Origin of the sequence: Paraclostridium sp. (assembly GCF_051657365.1) — a bacterium.
Classification (GTDB): Bacteria; Bacillota; Clostridia; order Peptostreptococcales; family Peptostreptococcaceae; genus Paraclostridium.
On record NZ_JBOFKN010000157.1, the window covers coordinates 25,404 to 46,093 of the forward strand.

Annotated in this window: 15 protein-coding genes; 3 read left to right on the forward strand and 12 right to left on the reverse strand. The window is 26.8% G+C overall.

Features of this window, described 5'->3' with window-relative positions:
• Nucleotides 1–24: 24 nt before the first annotated feature.
• The 3 genes from ACRCYC_RS11705 to ACRCYC_RS11715 all read right to left on the reverse strand — a co-directional run bounded on the left by ACRCYC_RS11705 (nucleotide 25) and on the right by ACRCYC_RS11715 (nucleotide 5,167).
• Complete coding sequence (locus ACRCYC_RS11705; protein WP_438619321.1) at nucleotides 25–1,650, reverse strand: ABC transporter substrate-binding protein; 1,626 nt, start codon at nucleotides 1,648–1,650, stop codon at nucleotides 25–27.
• A gap of 315 nt (nucleotides 1,651–1,965) precedes the next feature.
• Nucleotides 1,966–3,525, reverse strand: a complete 1,560-nt coding sequence (locus ACRCYC_RS11710) for an oligosaccharide flippase family protein (protein WP_438619322.1) — start codon at nucleotides 3,523–3,525, stop codon at nucleotides 1,966–1,968.
• A 73-nt stretch (nucleotides 3,526–3,598) separates the two neighbouring features.
• Nucleotides 3,599–5,167, reverse strand: a complete 1,569-nt coding sequence (locus tag ACRCYC_RS11715; RefSeq protein WP_438619323.1) for a ClC family H(+)/Cl(-) exchange transporter — start codon at nucleotides 5,165–5,167, stop codon at nucleotides 3,599–3,601.
• A 199-nt stretch (nucleotides 5,168–5,366) separates the two neighbouring features.
• Between ACRCYC_RS11715 and ACRCYC_RS11720 the strand changes: the two genes are divergently transcribed.
• On the forward strand, nucleotides 5,367–5,915 hold the full coding sequence (locus ACRCYC_RS11720) for a metal-dependent hydrolase (protein ID WP_438619324.1): 549 nt from the start codon (nucleotides 5,367–5,369) through the stop codon (nucleotides 5,913–5,915).
• 25 nt (nucleotides 5,916–5,940) lie between these two features.
• On the opposite strand, the gene ACRCYC_RS11725 is transcribed toward ACRCYC_RS11720, so the two are convergent.
• Together ACRCYC_RS11725 and ACRCYC_RS11730 are read right to left on the reverse strand one after the other, a co-directional pair.
• A complete protein-coding gene (locus ACRCYC_RS11725; RefSeq protein WP_438619325.1) occupies nucleotides 5,941–7,806 on the reverse strand; it encodes a PAS domain-containing sensor histidine kinase in 1,866 nt (621 codons plus the stop codon).
• Between the two features lie 95 nt (nucleotides 7,807–7,901).
• The gene (locus tag ACRCYC_RS11730) at nucleotides 7,902–9,047 is read right to left on the reverse strand and encodes a sensor histidine kinase (RefSeq protein WP_438619326.1); all 1,146 of its coding nucleotides are present in this window, start codon (nucleotides 9,045–9,047) and stop codon (nucleotides 7,902–7,904) included.
• 315 nt (nucleotides 9,048–9,362) lie between these two features.
• On the opposite strand from ACRCYC_RS11730, the gene aspD reads away from it, so the two are divergent.
• Nucleotides 9,363–10,985, forward strand: a complete 1,623-nt coding sequence (gene aspD / locus ACRCYC_RS11735) for an aspartate 4-decarboxylase (protein WP_438619327.1) — start codon at nucleotides 9,363–9,365, stop codon at nucleotides 10,983–10,985.
• A 54-nt stretch (nucleotides 10,986–11,039) separates the two neighbouring features.
• Here aspD and ACRCYC_RS11740 read toward each other — a convergent pair whose 3' ends face one another.
• The 4 genes from ACRCYC_RS11740 to ACRCYC_RS11755 all read right to left on the reverse strand — a co-directional run bounded on the left by ACRCYC_RS11740 (nucleotide 11,040) and on the right by ACRCYC_RS11755 (nucleotide 16,341).
• On the reverse strand, nucleotides 11,040–11,906 hold the full coding sequence (locus ACRCYC_RS11740) for a hypothetical protein (RefSeq protein ID WP_438619328.1): 867 nt from the start codon (nucleotides 11,904–11,906) through the stop codon (nucleotides 11,040–11,042).
• A 182-nt stretch (nucleotides 11,907–12,088) separates the two neighbouring features.
• Nucleotides 12,089–13,636: a glutamate/gamma-aminobutyrate family transporter YjeM gene (yjeM, locus tag ACRCYC_RS11745; RefSeq protein ID WP_438619329.1), complete on the reverse strand. Its 1,548-nt coding sequence runs from the start codon at nucleotides 13,634–13,636 to the stop codon at nucleotides 12,089–12,091.
• A gap of 283 nt (nucleotides 13,637–13,919) precedes the next feature.
• Nucleotides 13,920–15,362, reverse strand: coding sequence for an adenylosuccinate lyase (purB, locus tag ACRCYC_RS11750; RefSeq protein WP_438619330.1), 1,443 nt, complete (start codon nucleotides 15,360–15,362; stop codon nucleotides 13,920–13,922).
• Between the two features lie 70 nt (nucleotides 15,363–15,432).
• Nucleotides 15,433–16,341, reverse strand: a complete 909-nt coding sequence (locus tag ACRCYC_RS11755) for a tyrosine-type recombinase/integrase (RefSeq protein WP_438619331.1) — start codon at nucleotides 16,339–16,341, stop codon at nucleotides 15,433–15,435.
• Between the two features lie 137 nt (nucleotides 16,342–16,478).
• On the opposite strand from ACRCYC_RS11755, the gene ACRCYC_RS11760 reads away from it, so the two are divergent.
• Nucleotides 16,479–17,282, forward strand: coding sequence for an undecaprenyl-diphosphate phosphatase (locus ACRCYC_RS11760; protein WP_438619366.1), 804 nt, complete (start codon nucleotides 16,479–16,481; stop codon nucleotides 17,280–17,282).
• Between the two features lie 30 nt (nucleotides 17,283–17,312).
• On the opposite strand, the gene ACRCYC_RS11765 is transcribed toward ACRCYC_RS11760, so the two are convergent.
• The 3 genes from ACRCYC_RS11765 to ACRCYC_RS11775 all read right to left on the reverse strand — a co-directional run bounded on the left by ACRCYC_RS11765 (nucleotide 17,313) and on the right by ACRCYC_RS11775 (nucleotide 20,551).
• Complete coding sequence (locus tag ACRCYC_RS11765) at nucleotides 17,313–19,094, reverse strand: DEAD/DEAH box helicase (RefSeq protein WP_438619332.1); 1,782 nt, start codon at nucleotides 19,092–19,094, stop codon at nucleotides 17,313–17,315.
• A gap of 167 nt (nucleotides 19,095–19,261) precedes the next feature.
• Nucleotides 19,262–19,543 (reverse strand): hypothetical protein, encoded by a 282-nt coding sequence (locus ACRCYC_RS11770; protein ID WP_438619333.1) that lies wholly within the window; start codon nucleotides 19,541–19,543, stop codon nucleotides 19,262–19,264.
• A 60-nt stretch (nucleotides 19,544–19,603) separates the two neighbouring features.
• Nucleotides 19,604–20,551: a YbgA family protein gene (locus tag ACRCYC_RS11775; protein ID WP_438619334.1), complete on the reverse strand. Its 948-nt coding sequence runs from the start codon at nucleotides 20,549–20,551 to the stop codon at nucleotides 19,604–19,606.
• Nucleotides 20,552–20,690 lie beyond the last annotated feature (139 nt).

Sequence of the window (20,690 nt, forward strand, 5' to 3'; positions counted from 1 at the left end):
ACATACCTTCCTAAAACTTAGTCTCTACTTTTCCCAGTTCCACTCAGTTACATTATCAAGCATTCTTCCGCCATGAGGTTGAACCACAGGAGTTCCTATATCTAGTTTTTCATCAGCTATGTATAAATGTCCTGCATTTACAAGCCAAGCATATGTAGAATCTCCTTTAGTTGAGAATCCTGTTTCTCCATCCCATTGAGCTTTTTTCCAGAAATCTATCGCTTCATTTTCATCAGCACTTTGTAATGCTTTATTTATGTATTCATCAACTTTTTCATTTTTATAATGTCCTGCATTATTCCAAGGAACTCCAACACCTATAACTTCACTACTATATAAATAATTTAGCTCTGAAGGATCTCCTGAACCCCATCCAAATAATACTGGTTGAGAGTCTATATCTGGCTCTATTGTATCCCAAGTTCTAGCTTCTAACTCTATTTTCATACCTAATTGTTTCGCAGTTTCAACAACTGATAATCCTAATTCTTGTCTATATTTACCTTCTGTGTATAATAATTTAAATTCAGCCTTCTCACCATTTTTCTCTACTATTCCGTCAGAATCAGTATCTTTCCATCCACCAGACTCTAGTATTTTCTTAGCTTTTTCTATATCCCCATCTCCAGTTAATATCGTTTCTTCATTAAGCCAAGGCATCTTTTCAAGTCCTGTTGTAGAAACATCTCCAAATCCTTCTAAAACACCATCTACTAACTCTTGTCTATTTATTGCATAGTTTAAAGCCTCTCTTATAGCTTTATCACTAGTTACGTTATTACCTATAGGATGACCATCTTTATTTTTCTCTCCAGATTTTTGCATAGGAAACTCTATTCCATAAGTTTCTATACTATCTAGTTCTATTATTTTCTTTCCATCTACTTCTTCTTTAGCAAAAGCTCCTGGTATAGATGCAATATCTACTTCACCTGATTTTACTGCTGCATAAGCTGCATCATCTTCTAAAAATACCATAGTTAATTTTTCAATACTTGGCTTATCTCCATAATAATCTTCATTGACCTTTGCTATAACTTGTTGGCCCTTATCCCATTGAACAAACTCATAAGGCCCTGAACCTATTGGATTTTCTGCAAATTTATCATTATGTGCATGCTTTGGAACTATCCCAATAGATGCCATTTTTTCTATAAATGTAGATTGTGGCTCTTTTAATTTAAACTCTACACTATAATCATCAACTACTTTAACACTATCTAATACAGTTAAATCAATGCTAGCTCCACTTTCTTTAGCTTTTTCATATGTATAAACAACATCCTCAGATATTAACTTTTCTCCATCACTAAATTTAACATCATCTCTTAATTTAACTTTCCAAGTTAATCTATCTTCTGACACCTCATATTCTGTTGCTATATCATTTTCCATCCCTAACTTTTTATCCCTTTTAAATAAAGTTGAGAAAAATACCCTAGTCATAGAGCCATGTCCCCCTACAGTTGCATCAAATCCTTCATCAGGTTCATATGCTACAGCTGCCACAAGCTCATTATTTTCTATCCTATTATTACTAACTCCTTTTACCTCTGATTTTTCCCCATCATTAGAACTTGAACACCCTGTCAAAGCAGTTACCATTAACATCATAGCAAGTCCTGCTGATATAGATTTCTTTAACCTCATATTTATTATCCCCCTTGTTATATATTTTTTCACAAAAAAAAACCATAAAAGTCTATTGCCTTCTAGCAAAATAAACCTTCATGGTTTTAATTTCATTTTATAAATTTTACTACTATAAATTATTATTACAGGTTAATTATAGCTATACATCTCTTAATATTCAATAATTTCTGAATATTTTTTCAACATTTATCTATAAAATCTCAAATTCCAATCAATTTTTCTATCCAATAACCCTAAAATAAAAAAGATTAGTTTAAAAACAATTTAGCCGGAGCCCCGACTATCTTAAACCAATCTTCTTTATTAAAGACCTTACAAATATCTGTCATTATATAATTTTATACTATTTATATTAATATCTTTTACCAGCCTAAAGCTATCTACTATCCAATTTATATCCTTAATTTTAATACATCTAGTCACAATTAAAAGCCCAAAGTATATAACCATAGAAATCATTATCTTACTCACAATACTCATACTTGTATAGCTAATTAGCATAGCAGCTATAGTTATACAAATAATAGGTTTTATAACCCAATTAAACACCTTAAACTCTAATTTCGTTACCTTTAAAACATTAATAATATTTAATATAAAATTTAATATATTGCTAGTAAATATAACTATTATAAATCCTTCAATTCCCCTTGTCGGTATTATAAAGTATATTATCAATATTCTAATTACCATATCAACCAAATTTATTTTTAAAAGCGTAACTTGCTTATTTAAAGAATTTAAAATACCATCCATAATACGTTCTAAATACATTATTGGAATTATAGGTGCTAAAACTCTAATAATTATCCCTATTTCTTTATTATTGTATACCATCATCCCAATATCATTGGAAAAAACAATAAATATACCAGATGCAAATATTGATATTATAAAAGTTATTCTAAATACATTAGAAATTATAAAATTAACCATTTTACTTCTATTAAGCGAGTGTGCTTCAGCAATTTCAGGTATTATTAAAGTTGCAAAAGAACTTAAAAATACTGCCGGAAAATTTATTATAGGTAATGCCATCCCCTTTATCATACCAAAAATTGATAAAGATGTTGATAACGAAGTTCCTGACATCCTAAGTGCATTTGGTATTAAAATATCTTCTATAGTTCTAAGCCCACTTTGTATATATGAACTTGAAGCTATAGGTAATGCAATTTTGGTTATATCAAGTATTTTGCAATCATTATAGCTAGTGCAAGAAACAGTTCTACTTAAAGTTTTTAAATTAAATGTGCATAATACATATGCATATATACAAGAAATTATATTCCCCGCAGCCATTCCTATACATATAAGCACACATACTTTTTCTATATTACTATCTATAAATAAGTTTATAGACACTATTACTATACCCATCATTATTAATTGTTCTATTATTTCTGCTGATACCGATTTTATTACTTCTCTAGCTCCATAAAAATATCCACTTAAACAAGATGATACACTTATAAATGGTAAGCTACCTGCCAATATTTTCAATGATATAATAGCACGTTCATCTTTTAACAAATTAACTCCAATATGTTGCGCCCCATAAAAAAGCACTAAAGCTGTTAATACACTAAAAAACAAACTATAAATACAGCCTTTATTCACTATAGATTTTATAGCTTTTTTGTTTCCTCTTCCAACTTGCTCTGCTACAAGCCTAGTAATAGCTATTCTAATACCAGCACTTGAAAATGTAATCGCCATAAAATATACAGACATTATAAGTTGATATAATCCCATTCCTTCTGGCCCTATTTTTTTAGACAAATATACTCTAAAAAACATAGAAACAAAACCAAATATAATAGTTGAAAAAGTCATTATTAACGCATTTATTATAATTTTTTTTCTTCTCATGTAATCACCTATCACATACTAAATTTGTACCTTGTACATTTTTAATATATATGTAATTACTGAATATAAAATTCTATAATATATTTATACTAGATGTTAAATCAGTAACATGATCTAGAGCACAGGCTGAATCTTCTTCATTTGCTATTATAGTTAAATAATCTCCACCTAATAAAATTGTATCTCCGCTTGGTATTATTTCTTTTCCGCCTCTTGTTATAGAAACTATTAAACAGTTTTCTGGCCATGTTATATCTTTTATTTGTTTATGTTCTACTTCAGACCCTATATGAACAACTATCTCTAAAAGACTTTTTCTAGCCTTATTTGGTTCAAACTTATTATTTCCACTTTCTAAACATCTCTCAAGTAAACTTTCATATATTGGTTCCGACTTAAATAAATCAGATGTTATATATGCTATTACACATACTATAGATAAAGAAAGTAAATGCTCAAAGCTTCCAGTCATTTCACAAATTAATATAATACCAGTTATAGGTGCCTTTACGATAGATGCAAAATTACCAGCCATAGCAAGTATTATGAAATTTAATATATAAATACTTGGAATATCAAATGCATTAATTGCTATAATTCCAAATATATTACCTATTAATGCTCCTAAAACTAATAATGGGAAAAATATTCCCCCTGGAACTCCAGATCCAAACCCTACAAATGTAAGGAAAAACTTAGCTAATAAAAATAATAATAGCATTTTCAATGTTATAGAACTGTCACCTAATGACATTATAAGTCCATGTCCTCCACCTATTAAAGCAGGTGCTGTTAATCCTACAACTCCAGTTATTAAAAATGGGATTATTACTTTTATCTCTGTACTCAACTTAGATTTTTTAAACATAGATTGAGTTTTTAAAATACCGCTATTAAATATAACTCCACTTATACCAACAATAACTCCTAGTATTATTAAAAGCCAATAATACTTTAAATCTAAAACTTGAACACCTTGAAAATTAAGAGCATTATCTAATCCTAATAATTTTTTAGTAACGAAATCTGACATTAATGCAGATGACATTACCGACAATAAAACTAATGGAGAGAAATTCTTGTGAACTTCTTCTAATGCAAACATAACTCCAGATATAGGCGCATTAAATGCTGCTGCTAAACCAGCACTAGCCCCACTAGTTATTAAATATTTTTCTTCTGTACTCACTCTTTTAAATATTTTAGCAAATCCTTCGCCTATACTAGCTCCCATTTGTACTGATGGACCTTCTCTACCAAGTGATAGCCCTGCTCCTAATGCTAAAAGCCCACCTACAAATTTATTAATTAATATACTTAACCAATTGCCTTTTAATTTTTTCATTAATATACCTTCAACTTGCGGTATACCACTACCGCTTATCATCGGTACTTTTTTTACCATTAAACCAACTATATATCCGCTTATAATTAAAAGTCCAAATAATAGAACTATATTAAATATATTGCCTTTGCTATGGGTATACAGTCCCATAAATACATCAGAAATTTTATCTAATGCAATTCTATGAAGTACTATTGTTAATCCAACTATAGCACCAATTATCGCACTTTCTACTATAAGTTTAAGCTTTAGGTTTTCATTGTGTCTTAACAAATTACAAGTTCTTTCTTTCTCCATCTAAAGTCCTCCTTTTTTTATCGTACTTATATATTATACTACTAAATCTAACTTTTTAAAATTGTATACAGTATGTAAAATTAACTTTTTTCAAAATTTTTTATCTATAATATTATATTTTAATCATGTTCGATTCCATATTTATTTTTTTTAATATATAATAAGCTTTAATTAACCAATTATTAGAAAGGGTATTTTGATGACAAAAGAAACACATTCATCTGGAGGATATCTATTTGCTGCACTAACATTTTCCACTTTTAATAGTATTTATTTAAATGACTATAATATTTTATATAAATTAATACTTTTTGCAACTTATTTTCAATTTGCTAATTTAGGCGCACTATTGCCTGATTTAGATACAAGAAAATCATATATAAGTAAAAAATGGCCGTACTTATCAAAATTCATTTCTAAACGGTGCAAACATAGAGGATTTACTCACAGTCTTTTATTTTTATTAATTTTAATTGAATGTTTAAAATTAATAATCATTGTAGGTGAGAATAATATTATATTGATTTGTATGTCTTATGGAATTTTGATAGGTTATTCTTCTCATATAATTTTAGATGCATTTACATATGAAGGCGTTGATTTATTTTTCCCTTTAGGATTTAACATTAAATTTTCAAGACTTAAAACTAGTTCTAAAGGAGAACGTCATATTTTTAAAGTTTTAAAATTTTTATCTATTAATTTAATATTTTTCAATTTATATATGTTACTAAAACTTAAAATATAGCTCCTAATAAATTAGGAGCTATATTTTAATATATATCTGAAAATTCTATTTGTATCTTTTTATCCATATTTACAGACTCATTTTGTATAGAGCTTATATTGTTTTCGATAACTTCTCTATTAGGTATCTTAACTTTAAATTCCGTTCCAATTCCAACTTGACTGTCTACTGTTATCATTCCATCATGGAGTGTTACTAATGATTTGACTATTGATAGGCCTATACCGCTACCTTCACTTATTTTTGTTAATCTATTGTCTACTTGTTTAAACTTCTCAAATACATCATCTATTTTATCATGAGGTATTCCTACCCCAGTATCTTTTACGCTTATATCTACATAATCATCATTACACATTATACCTACATCAATGTTTCCATCTTCTTTATTATACTTTATAGCATTAGATAATAAATTAAGTATTATCCTCTCCATTTTATCATTGTCAAAAGATACAATTTGTTCTTCTTTATCTGTATCAAAAGTCAATTGTATATTCTGTAATTTACTAAATTCAACTACTGAGTCACAAATATTTTCTACAAAATTAACTATATCTTGATTTTTAGGATTATAGTCTAAACATCCTGAATCTATTCTAGTTGAATCTATTAAATTATTAACCAATTTTAAAAGCCTCATTCCATTTTGCTCTATTATATGTAAATATCGTATAAGTACATTTATATCTCCTTTTTTTATTTTGCTTATACTTTGGTCAATTAATTGAACTGATGAAAATATTAAGTTTAAAGGTGTTCTAAACTCATGTGTTAAATTAGAGAAAAAGTCTAATCTTAATTTTTCTAATTCATTTTGAGTTGCTTTTTTTTCAGTTAAATCTATTACAATCCCAATTATACCTGTAACTTTTTTTCGATAGTCCCACAAAGGTACTTTTGTTGTTTCTATATATTTATCACCTGAATTTCTTTCCATATAAACTTCAGTTACTATTTTGGATTTATTTTTTATAACCTTTTTGTCAGCTTCTTTATATATAGATATATGCTCTTCATTAATATTTAAATTATAATCTTTTTTACCTATAATTTGATCTCTATCTAATTCTACTAATTCTCCAAATGCTTCATTACAATACAAATACACTCCATTTACATCTTTGTAAAATATTGGTAGTGGTAAATTATCAACGATTATTTCTAACATTTTATTCCTATTTTCTATTCCTATAGGTGTTTTTGAATTTACATAATCATAAATTTTAAAACCATAAGTGCCTATAACATTTTTATTGTCATCAAACATAGGATGTATAAATATACTAACCCACTCATTATCTTCAAACACTGTTTTTTCAATAGAATATTCTTTTCCTTCTAATATAAGTTTTTCATATTCCTCTATATAATCAAGTTTTTTACTTTTACTAATTTGAGAATTTTTCTTTCCTATTATATCATCGTTTTCTATATCCATTATTTGCTCAAAATTTCTATTAACCTTTATATATCTTCCATCTACATCCTTAATCCATATCATAGCTTTTAAATTATTTTGTATTACTAAGTTATAATTACTACTTATCTGATAAAGTTCAAACCACAAATAAAAATTATTTCCTTCATCTATATTTAAAGTTATTTTATATATATCTTTCAAGCCACTTACATATTGATACCTTATAAATTTATTTTTTTCTTCTTTTAAAGCTGCCTTAATTTCATCTTTATAAATTCCAAAAACATTAGATATATTTAAATCTATTATTTCATCTTCTTTTTCAATATTTAACTTTTCAAGTAACAATCTGTTACTTCCCTTAATTATATACTCATTTTCCCCATTTTCTTCATTTGACATACGTTTACCCCAAACGCATGGTATAGGGCATATTTCTAAAATTTCTTTGCACTTGTAAACGTCCAAATTTATCCCCCTTACTCTATATACCGATTTATCTACTATAATTATAGCAAATAAATACAAAAATCTCGATTATATTTTATAATCGAGATCAATATTTAAGCATATATGTCTGAAAATTCAACTTTTATTTTTTCTATATATGAGTTTTGGAAGTTCTTTTCTACTATAGTACATTCACATTCGTGATTTATAACATTAGGTATTTTTATCGTAAATGCAGTTCCAACATCTAATTGGCTATCAACTTGTATAGATCCTCCATGCATATCTACTAAAGATTTAACTAAATACAAGCCTATACCACTACCTTCACCTCTTCTTATAATGTTATTGTCCACTTGTTTAAACCTATCAAATATAGATTCCAATTTATGTTTTGGTATACCTATTCCATCATCTGATATTTGTATTTCTATCATATCATCAACTTCTTTCATTCCTATGTTTATCTGACCATTTGCATTACTAAACTTAATTGCATTAGATAGTATATTAAGTATTATACGCTCCATTTTATCAAGATCAAAAGATATAATACTTTCTTCTATTTCTGTATCAAATATTATTTCTATATTTTTTTGCTTTGCAAAATCTACTACAGATTGACATATTCCTTCTACAAAATTTACAATATCATAGTTTTGAGGATTATAATCAAAGTATCCTGATGTTATTTTATTTGAATCAATTATATTATTTACTAATTTAAGTAATCTATATGTATTTTGATTTGCCATATTAAGATATTTTTCTATAGATTGCTCATCACTAATATTAGTATTTTTAATTTTCAAATCCAAAATTTGCAATGAACTAAATATTAAATTCAAAGGAGTCCTTAATTCATGTGAAAGATTGGTAAAAAACTCTGCCCTTATCTTATTAGATTCTTCATAATCTATATCCTTGGTTATATCCATAAACCAAATTATATAATTGCTATCATAAATTTTTTTAGATATTAACTCATAATCAAAGTTACATTCTTTTATATGTAATCTGATTTTTTCTTCATTTTCAATATCCTCTAATATACGTCTTTCATTTTCTATCATAAAAACTTCATTTAAATTCTTATTTAAACAGTCTTTATCATCTATGTTAAATACTTTGGATGCGATATCATTAACTTCTTTTAGTATGAATGAGCTACTTCCACTTGTGCTTTTCTTCAATTCGCCAAATATATATGGAATAGGTGATGATTTTATTATATCTTCTTCAAAATAATTCAATTTCATTATATCCCCCACCTCTAAAACAAAATAAAAAATAATTATATTAAAATTTCTATTTATTTCTAATGATTTCCTTTCATTTTTTCATTTTTTTTTTAGACATTTTATTTAAAACCTATGTTTTTAAGGTAAAATTACATTTTCATCTTATTTAATATAGTTTTATTATATTTGAACTTTATTAAATTTTCTATATATTTAATTTGGGGTTTATTTTTTACTATTTTTATTATAATATTATGTATATGAATTTCATAAACATTTTAAATTTTTTTTGCTTTATATACTTTAATTGCAAATAACAGAGGAGTGTGTATTATGCGTAGATACAACTTTAAAGAAATTAATGACATGTATGGAAAAATAAGTCCATTTGAGTTTAAGGATAAATTAATCAAATTGGCAAAATTCAGAGCTATGGAAAGTGGAAGAAGAGTTTTAGATGCAGGACGTGGTAACCCAAACTGGACAGCTGCTACACCTCGTGAAGCTTTTTTCACTTTTGGACAATTCGCTGTTAGCGAAACTCGTAGAACATGGGATGAAGGTGACTTAGCTGGTATGCCTACAAAAGAAGGTATATCTACACGTTTTTATAAATATATTTATGATAATTTAAATATGCCAGGAGCTAAATTAGCTAAAGACATCGTAGATTATGGAATAGAAAAATTTGAATTTGATCCAGATTCTTGGGTATTTGAATTGGCCGATGGAATAATAGGCGATAATTATCCATCTCCAGATAGAATGCTTACTCATACAGAACATATAGTAAGAGAATATTTAATAAAAGAAATGAAATATGATACTAAAAAAGGTGGCCCTTTAAGTATATTTGCTGTAGAAGGTGCAACTGCTGCTATGTGTTATATATTTGATTCTTTAATGGCTAATGAACTATTAAAAAAAGGTGATAAAATAGCTATAATGACACCTATATTCACACCTTACCTAGAAATACCTCATTTACCAAGATACAACTTTGATGTGGTTTATGTAAATGCTGATGAAATAGATGAAAATAATCGTCATACTTGGCAGTATTCAAGAAAAGAATTAGAAAAACTTTGTGATAAATCTATAAAAGCATTATTTTTAGTTAATCCTAATAATCCAGCTTCTATAGCCATAGGTGAAGATAGTAGTGAAGACTTAACTGATATAGTTAAAAATCACCATCCTGATTTAATGATAATATCAGATGATGTTTACGGTACATTTGTTAATGGATTTAAATCTTTAATGGCAAATTTACCTTATAATACAATTGGTGCTTATTCTTATTCTAAATATTTTGGTGTAACTGGATGGCGTTTAGGTACTTTAGCTCTTCATCATGATAATGTATTTGATAAACTTATAAATGAGTTACCTGATGATTTGAAAACATCTGTAAATCAACGTTATAGTGATATGAGTTTAAACCCTGATAGTATATCATTTATGGATAGAATAGTTGCTGATAGCAGACTTGTAGCGCTTAATCATACTGCTGGTTTATCTACACCACAACAAGTACAAATGGCATTTTTCTCAGCTTTTGCATTAATCGATAAAAAAGATTCTTATAAAGCAGTAAATATGTCTATTTGTAAACATAGACAAAAGTTATTCTATGATTCTTTAGGCTTAGAACTTAAAAATGATAAACACGATGCTTCATACTATGCAATATTTGATATTATGAAATGGGCTACTAATCATTACGGTGATGATTTCGCAGACTTTATAAAAGATAACTATAAGCCTGCTGATATGCTATTTAAGCTAGCTAATAATTATTCTATAGTATTACTTAGCGGACATGGATTCTATGGGCCTGAATGGTCAATAAGAGTGTCTTTAGCTAACCTTGATGATAATGCTTATGAGTTTATAGGTAATGCTATAAAAGAAGTTTTAAGTTATTATGTATATACATGGAAAAAAAATAAATAATATAATAAATATAAAAGGAACTATCTCAAACTAGAGATTAGTTCCTTTTTATTTTTATCTTCTTAAACTATACTTTATTTCATATCTTCCAATCTTGCAATCGCCTAACTTTAATCTAGATATAATTTCTGATTTATCCTTCTCAAAAAATTTAGAACAATCATCCATAGATTTAAATACTTCTATAACTTCATGCTTTTTATCTATAAGTTCTATTCTCTTTTTACCACCACGCCTAATTATTTTTCCGTAAATTTTAAAATATTCATCATACTCATCATCAATTGTTTCAAACTTATAATACATGGCTATTGGTTCTATTTTGTTACTTGATAAAATTTCCTCTCTTTTATCTTCTGATATATCACTGTTCCATAATTCATTATGTAAAAAATTAAATAAATCACTTATATTTTTATCTGACATCTTTTTAGTTGATTTATCTATTTTAAGACTTTTACTTAAAAACTTTATAGCTTCTCCAAAATAATCCGTATATCCATATTGTAAATTTTCTTTTATATATTCAATTGGAACACCTAACTTTTTGCTACATTCTTTATGTGTTTCAAATACAATCTCTTCATTAGTATAAACATCAACTGCTTTTATTTTTTTACCTCTTTGTATTTTTGCTAACTTTATGTAGTCTTCTTCTTCTTTTGTTAAATTATATGGCTCTATATCATCTTTAATTTCTACTTCTTCATTCTTTATATCTTCGTTTTCTATGTATTCATTTTGGTTTTTTGTTTTAGAAATGTCTTCTTGAGTTATTGCTAATTCTTGTTGTAGATTTTTAACTTCTTTAGTTTCAACTTGTTGTATTTCAGCTTCTATAACTTTTATTTCTTCTATTTCTTCTTTTGATGATTTTTCTTCTTTATTAGTTTTTATAAAATTTAATAACTTCTTTAACAAAATTATTCCTCCTATATCTTTTGTCTAATCCCCTAATCAGCCTTTGTTACTATTATAGTATACTAAATATTTGTTTATTTATATATAAAAATATACTTATTTGTCATAAATATATATTTTTATATATAAATAAATACACCTACCAGTTAAGGTAGGTGCATTTTTTATAATATAAGCTAATATTAACTAGCTTTTTTATTATTATTATCGTTTACTTTTCTTCCGTATTTCTTATCATATCTACTATATAACCAGAATCCTACTAAACCAAAGAATACTGGTCCAGCTATCATTGTTAATGTATCTGTTAATCCAGCTGGTGAAGATAATGATGGTTGTATTATAGTAAATACGTTAGCAAATCCAACTAATATACCTATTATTACAGCAAAAGTTGTAGCTAATCCAACACTCTTATAAACAACGAATGGTTTTTCAACTTTACCTTCTAATTGTTTCTTTTTAAATGCAGGGAATGCACTTGATAAGAATAAGTAAGGTATAGTCATTGCAACGTTAGTCATAAGTATTAGTAATGCAAAGAATTTCTCTGCACTCTTACCACCAAATGATACTACAAATATCATAACTATAACTATTATAGCTTGAACTTTCATTGCATTTATAGGCATTCCATCTTTTATTTCTCCTAACTTACCAGGCCAAACTTTCTTTGGTGCACCTTCGATAAGAGTTTTTAACGGAGAATAAGTTAATGTAAAGAATGCTCCTGATAATGCTAAGAACATTGATAAACCAACGAATCTAGCAACCCAAGCTCCCATTGTTAATGAAACAGCTTCGCTTGCTCCAAATGCAGTACCTAATTGGTATCCTAAGTTTTGCATTAATACATAAGCAACGTTAGCCATATTTACACCACTAGTTGATAATATATCACTCCAGTTAGTAAACATACCACAAGCAAATATACCTAATGCATATCCTATAGATATTACTATAGCTGCTAAAGTAAGTCCTTTAGGGAAAGTTTTTTCAGCATTTTCAGTTTGGTCAACTAATCCACCTAAAACTTCTAATCCACCAAATGCAAATATTGCAAATGTTAAGAATGATAATACAGTTAATGGAGTTTGGTAAGCTGGGTTTGGAGAATTTGTAAATGCATGAACTACATTAGTTACAGGCTCTGCAAATTTACCTTTGTTCATTATTACAACTGCAACACCACCAACTAATAAAACTATGTTTAGTAATGCAACTGCAGTACCACCTACAGAAGTTACTTTTTTTATCTTATCTATACCTTTAGTAGATACATAAGTAACTAAAGCTATCCATAACATTCCAAGTATACCTAATGTTTGAACTGAACTTAATCCAAATAAAGACCAAGTAGCAGTAGCATCATATCCAAATATTGCATTTGATAACGGTATCCATAAAGTTGATGCAACGTTTACCATCCAAATAATATAAGATGCATACCACATAAATGTTCCAACGAATGCATATTTAGGACCTACTGATTTTTCCATCCAAGAATACATACCACCTGATTCTTTTCTAAATGCAGCTCCGTATTCAGCCATCATAAACGCATATGGTATAAAGAATAAAATTGCACTTAATATATACCAAGGTATTGCTGCATATCCCATTAGATAGAATGCTCTTGGCATGTTAGCAAACCCAAATACTGATGTAAATATCATAAGTACTAGGGGCACTAATGTTAATTTGTTAGCATTATTAGTATTTCCTGCCATTTTTTTTCCTCCTCTTAAAGTATATAAATACTTTGAAATTTAAAGCTTTTTTAATCAAAATATTTAGAAAATAAATGATTAAGCTCTTTCACTGTACATATAATATCACAATTCTACATTTTTTCCAATACGTTTTAAATTAAATTGAATTTTTAGATTTTATTAACATTTCTTTTACAATTCACATTGTTTTTTGTTGTAGAATTTTAAATGTTTATGTTTATTATTTCTTATTTTCAAAACGCTATTCAACAAAAAAAATAGAGGCTTTTGCCTCTATTTTTTATACATTTAAATCAATTTTTATACCCATTAAATCTGTATATTCATTTATTGCTGGATTTATTATTTCTTCTACGAATTCAACAACTTGATTAGGAGCTCTTCCTATAAAGTTTTTAGGATCCATTATAGATAGTATTTCTTCTTTACTCATTTTAAATGTATCACAGTCATCAAGAATTAACTCTAGTAAATTATTATCTTTACCATCTTGCTTAACTCTCTTTGCAGCTTGCATAGAGTATTCTCTTATTACTTCATGTAATTCTTGTCTATCTCCACCTCTTTTTACAGCTTCCATAAGTATATTTTCTGTAGCCATAAAAGGTAATTCTTCATTAATATGTTTATTTATTATGTTTTCATAAACTACAAGTCCATCTGTAACATTTATACCTATTTCAAGTATAGCATCAACTGCCATAAATGCTTGTGGTATAGCTAATCTTTTATTAGCTGAATCATCTAAGCTTCTCTCTAACCATTGAGTAGCTTGGACAAGTGCTGGACTTAAAGATTCGCCTATAACAAATTTAGATAAAGACGCTATTCTTTCACTTCTCATAGGGTTTCTTTTGTAAGCCATAGCTGATGAACCTATTTGATTCTTACCAAATGGCTCTTCTAACTCTTTTAAACTTTGTAATAATCTTATATCATTAGTCATCTTGTGCATACTTTGAGCTATTCCAGATAATATTGATATAACTTGATAATCTAACTTTCTAGTATATGTTTGTCCACTAACTGCATATGATGCTTTATATCCCATTTTTGCGCAAACTAATTTATCTAATTCTTTTACTTTTTCATTATCTCCCTCAAATAAACTTAAGAAACTTGCTTGTGTTCCAGTTGTACCTTTAACACCTCTTAGTTTCATATTGTCTATTCTAAAGTTTAAGTCTTCTAAATCTATTATTAGATCTTGTGCCCAAAGACAAGCTCTTTTTCCAACTGTAGTAAGCTGTGCAGCTTGGAAATGTGTAAATCCTAAAGTTGGTATATCTTTATTTTTAATAGCAAAATCTTTTAAATTGTTTATTAAGCTAGCTAATTTTATTCTTATAAGCTTTAGTGCCTCATCCATTTGGATTACATCAGTATTATCTCCAACATAAGCACTAGTAGCACCTAAATGTATTATTCCTTTTGCACTATCACATTGTAGTCCATACGCCTTAACATGACTCATAACATCATGTCTTACTTCTTTTTCTATTTTTCTAGCTTCTTCAAAATTTATATTATTTATATTAGCTTTCAATTCGCTTATTTGCTCATCTGTTATATTAAGCCCTAATTCTTTTTCTGACTCTGCTAAAGCAACCCATAATCTTCTCCAAGTTGAAAATTTATATTGCGGAGAAAATATATAACTCATATCCTTACTACAATATCTATCTATTAATGGATTTGCATATGTACTATATTTATTTTCCATATTAATTAGCACCTTCCTTACTTATGTATTTTATAAATTAATTATATATAATTTAACGAACAATAACAAGTTATTTTTTGTTTATGTTCATCTTATCACTACTTATAATGTAGTCTATGCTTTCACTATCTACAAAGTTCAATACATATTTATATCTTATAGCATAGTACTTATCACTCCACCCAAGTTGATTTTTAACATCCTCTTCTCCTGCTCCAAGTCTTAAGCTTATAGCAGCAAAAGAATGTCTAAAGTCTTTAGCTGAATAATTACTAAGTCCCGCTATATCCAAAGCTTTTTTAACTATCATCCTTACATTTCTATCTGTTATAGAGTTACTTTTTTGACTTATAAAAACAAAATCTTCATTAGGTACAATAAGTTCTGGTAATCCCAAATAACCTCTATAACCTTCTATCATAGAAAAACAATATGGGTGTAGTTTTACTACTCTTTCCTTTTTATTTTTCCCCAATCTTACATATGCATTATTTTTTTCATCTAGCATTAAATCTTTCCATTTTAAATTTACAAGTTCATTTAATAAACATCCTGTAGTTATTAAAAATATCATTATAAGTCTGTCTCTCATATTAAGCCTAGGTAAACTATCTATTAATTTGTTAATTTCTTGAATACTAAGCACATCATCTTTAGTTTTTATTCTACTAACTTGAGGTTTCTTTACCAATTTAAAAGGATTAACCCCTATATACTCTTCCTTCTTCATAAAGTTATAAAAACTATGTAAGTAGCTATATATTTTTTCTGATGTTGATTTAGCATATGTTTCTTTTACAACTTCCATAAACTTGCTACAATCTTCCTTTGTTACTTCTATCAAATCTTTATTCTTAACAAACTCTTTAAATAATATAACCTTACTTAAATAATCATGTTTAGTTGCTGGATTATGTTTTTTTGAAAACCCCTTAAAAATTTCATATTCGTATTCATTTAATAAATTATTATTTTCCATATTTAACCCCCTGTCTCATTTGCTTTTAATATCTTTTTTAAATACCTCTTTAATATATTGAATATATTTATTAATATTGGTATACTTTAACTTATGGTCAAAATACTTTTAATTAGGAGGTAGTTAAATTGTTAGAAATGTTTAAAGCCATTATACTTGGTATAGTACAAGGTATAACTGAATGGCTTCCTGTAAGTAGTACTGGTCATCTTATCTTAGTTGAGCAATTTGTAAAGTTTAACTTGTCAGATGTTTTCGTAAGTACGTTCATGGTAGTAATACAACTTGGTTCAATCCTTGCAGTATTAACTATATATTTTAAAAAATTAAATCCTTTAGATAGTTCTAAAACTGAAAGAGAAACAAAAGAAACTATAGATTTATGGATTAAAGTTATTATAGCTGTTATTCCATCAGGCATATTAGGTTTATTATTTGATGATACTATAGACACATTATTTTTTAATCCAACTACAGTATCAATAACACTTATTCTTTACGGTGTTATAATGATAATACTTGAAAATAGAAATAAAAAACCTAGAGTTAATGATTTTTCACAGCTTACATATAAGTTAGCACTTGGTATAGGTCTTTTCCAATGTTTAGCATTAATACCTGGTACATCAAGATCTGGTGCAACTATAATAGGAGCCGTATTCTTAGGTGCATCAAGATATGTTGCTGCTGAATTCTCATTCTTCTTAGCTATACCAACAATGTTTGGTGCCAGTGCTTTAAAACTTATTAAAACTGGTGCTAGCTTCTCAGGATTTGAATGGTCAGTTATAGGAGTAGGTTTTGTAACAGCATTTATAGTTTCTGTATTTGCTATTAAGTTCTTAATGGATTACATCAAAAAACACGACTTCAAAGTGTTTGGTTATTATAGAATCGTACTTGGTATTATAGTACTTGCTTATTTTAACTTTATACTTTAATACAAACAAAAGAAGCACTATGTGCTTCTTTTAATTTTTTGACTCTACTAGTAACTTTATTATATCGCTTGCACCTTCGTTAAAAGTAGTTATTATGCTTAAATAGTCAGTAGCTCTATTTATAGCAAGATATACCTTATTTAAATCTCCTACAAAATCATTTACCTGATAATCTTGAGTAATATCATTTATACTATGATTATAAAGCATTTCTAATTCACAAAATATTATAGCCTTGTATTCCAAATTTTTAATTGCATATATATTTGATATAGTAATTCCTGGTTTTTTAGCTATATTAGTCAATTCATCATCTGCATTTACATATGGAATTTCATTTTCTTCTAAATCTTTTTTAAGCATATACTGGAAGTATATCGTTTTTCCATTCTTTAATTTCTTTTTATTGAACGGATATACAATAGCTATATCTGAGTAATTTAATCCTTTTTTATCTATTAAGTAATCTACTTCCCAAAGTACGGAACTTATCTGTTCTTCAATATCAGATACTTTTATAATATCTACGGCTTTATTACTTTCTCTGATTGGGTTAGATAAATAGTATATATCATCTACTATGTTAGGTCTAATATTTTTTATATATTCATTAGAGTTTTCATCAAAATTATTTATAAATTCAACTAAATGATCACTTTGTCTATAATTTTTATCTAACTTAATAATATTTAAAAATTCAATATTATCCCATGAATTTTTAAATATACTCAAATTGCTAGATATATTTAAACTTCTACATTCAAAACCATTGAAAATGAATTTTGATTTATATAAAAACTCTCTTATAAAACTTAATTGATCTGCTTCAAAACTTTCTATTTCATCTACAAATATTCCTTTAAACATACTCTTATTTTTTATAGTATTTTTAGCTTGTAAAACCAAATTTTTATATACTTTATCAGGAGTGTTTTTAAGCATATTATAGTCAAACACTAAATTATATATCTTAGCTAGTTTGAATAAAAATGAACTAAATGTATGTATCTCTATATTATTATTATCTTTATATAATATATCTAATCTCTCTTTTAGCTCATTTCTAAGTTGTTTTGTATGAGTAAAAATTATAAATTTATGGTGAGGGTATACCCTAGCCAATTTAATTGCTCTAGCTAATAATATAGTTGTTTTTCCAGATCCTGAAGGACCTTTATATAGAGTATTACCATATCTTATAGATATAGCCTCTTCTATCTGACATCTTTCTAAGATAGTAGCTGAATAACTATAATCTTCATTTGAAAAAGAAATCTTCTTTAAATTGTTATTTAAGCTTAAATTGTTATTTATAACATAATACTCTGGACATATTTGTAGCATAAATAAATTTATTAAAATTTCATCATTTGGATTTCCCAAGTATTCATCTATACTAAGTTCATAATCCATCATTTTATATAATTTTTCTCTATCTATTATATTATTTTCTATAAAATCATTATTTTCCTCATTATCATATATACTTACATGAGGCATTATAAATACGTAGTTATACTCTATATCATTACCTATACTACTCATCTTTTTTCTTAAAAGATCGTATTCTTCTTCCATTATCTCTAAAAGTTCATCTTCTAAAATCATAAATAAATCTTCTGTTGTATCCATAAATTTTATAAAAAGAACACGTCCATCTTTTATGTATAAAAGGTCTGTGTTTATTCCTTTAAAAGGAGTTACCTTTGGCACTACATTTGCTTCCTCTTTCATAGTTAGATAAAACATTTTTTCAAATTCTTTTATCTTTAATGCATCTAGTTCGGAATTTATATTTATGTACTGGCTCAACTTCTCATCCCCCTCATTTTATATAATTATATCATTTTCATTAACTTTTTTCTATATTTGATACATTTAATATATTATTACCATAGTTTATTGGGATTAATTCATTTATTTTTATTTTATTAGTAATATTATGCACAAAAAAGGAAACTTTGATAAGTTTCCTTTCTTTATATTTTGTAATGGTTTTCTAACCATATATTCATTTTTCTTCTTATTTCATTTTTCTTAACTTCATCAAAATTAGCATCTTCAATTTTATAACTTTGAACTAACTTATCTACATTGGGAGGATATTCTAAAAAATTTCCATTTTTATTTTCAAATCCAATGCTCATAATATCATAATTATCTTTATTACTATTTATTACAACTCCATACTCAACAGTTTCATTAATTTTATCGCTATTAGATATTTTCACATACTGATTTTTAGCTAGGCTATTAAGCATATTTTTTCCCTCTTTCTTAAATATTTATTATTATTATTATTGTCTTTTTTTAAAATTTTATTATTTTATTTCTAAAGTTCTTCCTTTTCCAGAATCACTTAAATCTACTAAGCTATCTGGATATGGAGAAAATATATTTTGATTTAAAATATATTCATCTTCAAACCTAGCTGCATACAATTTTATGTTTGAAAAAATAGCACTTATTGGTAATTTTCCTTTACTATATTTAACTACATTATCTACAAATAATTCCCTTTCTTTCATAGTTAAATTATTTTCATACTTATTATATATTTGTATTATAGTTTGTATATTTTTTTTTACAGTTCTGCTTTTATTTAAAATTTGATATAATTTATTTTCATATTTAACGATTCTTCTTTCCAAATCATTTTCTTGCTTTAATATTTCATCTAATTCTTTAAATAGATTAAAATCATAACTTTTTAAAAGCAACTCATTTTTATTATGAAAATGCTCTATATTCTTCTTATCATTTTTAAAATCATTTATTACAAATAGTTTAGTTAAAAAATCATCTCTTATAAAGTAATTTTTAAGTCTTCCTTCATTTTCTATAGGTAAGTGTCCGTATGAATTCAAAAGTTCTTGTGTAAATACACCATTACTTCCATTAAATAAACTAGACTGTCCATTTCTATGATATACTTTAACATCATTTAATCCACAAGATGGCGACCTGCTTTTTAATATACATCCATCAATATCCTTTAAATTATCTATATATGATTTAGAAAATTTTTTCATACTGTCTGTATAATCTATATTAGTTTTTGGCTGAATTAACTTCTTTACATTATCATATTCTACTATTCTAATAGCTTCTCTAGGCGTTGATAATCCTATTTCAACTTCTGGACATACAGTATAAAAGTCTACATAATCACTTAACATTTCAATCAACTTGCTACTCCCGCCTTGCCCATTATATCTACAATTTTCAAAACCCAAACATTTACTCACTACTAACTTTGGACGTCTCATTTTTATATCTCCTATACTGTTGATATTATTTACTAATAACAGTTATAGTTTAATCTTATTTATCAGATATTATTCTTATGTAATTTTTAAATACGTACTTTAAATTCAAAAAAGCGAATATATCAATTGATATATTCGC

Bases quoted from the DNA above. Each gene is read 5' to 3' on its own strand.
- ACRCYC_RS11760 (WP_438619366.1), top strand. From the start codon at position 16,479: ATGTTTAAAGCCATTATACTTGGTATAGTACAAGGTATAACTGAATGG.
- yjeM (WP_438619329.1), bottom strand. From the start codon at position 13,636: ATGGCAGGAAATACTAATAATGCTAACAAATTAACATTAGTGCCCCTA.
- ACRCYC_RS11710 (WP_438619322.1), bottom strand. From the start codon at position 3,525: ATGAGAAGAAAAAAAATTATAATAAATGCGTTAATAATGACTTTTTCA.
- purB (WP_438619330.1), bottom strand. From the start codon at position 15,362: ATGGAAAATAAATATAGTACATATGCAAATCCATTAATAGATAGATAT.
- ACRCYC_RS11730 (WP_438619326.1), bottom strand. From the start codon at position 9,047: ATGAAATTGAATTATTTTGAAGAAGATATAATAAAATCATCACCTATT.
- ACRCYC_RS11755 (WP_438619331.1), bottom strand. From the start codon at position 16,341: ATGGAAAATAATAATTTATTAAATGAATACGAATATGAAATTTTTAAG.
- ACRCYC_RS11720 (WP_438619324.1), top strand. From the start codon at position 5,367: ATGACAAAAGAAACACATTCATCTGGAGGATATCTATTTGCTGCACTA.
- aspD (WP_438619327.1), top strand. From the start codon at position 9,363: ATGCGTAGATACAACTTTAAAGAAATTAATGACATGTATGGAAAAATA.
- ACRCYC_RS11715 (WP_438619323.1), bottom strand. From the start codon at position 5,167: ATGGAGAAAGAAAGAACTTGTAATTTGTTAAGACACAATGAAAACCTA.
- ACRCYC_RS11770 (WP_438619333.1), bottom strand. From the start codon at position 19,543: ATGCTTAATAGCCTAGCTAAAAATCAGTATGTGAAAATATCTAATAGC.
- ACRCYC_RS11705 (WP_438619321.1), bottom strand. From the start codon at position 1,650: ATGAGGTTAAAGAAATCTATATCAGCAGGACTTGCTATGATGTTAATG.
- ACRCYC_RS11775 (WP_438619334.1), bottom strand. From the start codon at position 20,551: ATGAGACGTCCAAAGTTAGTAGTGAGTAAATGTTTGGGTTTTGAAAAT.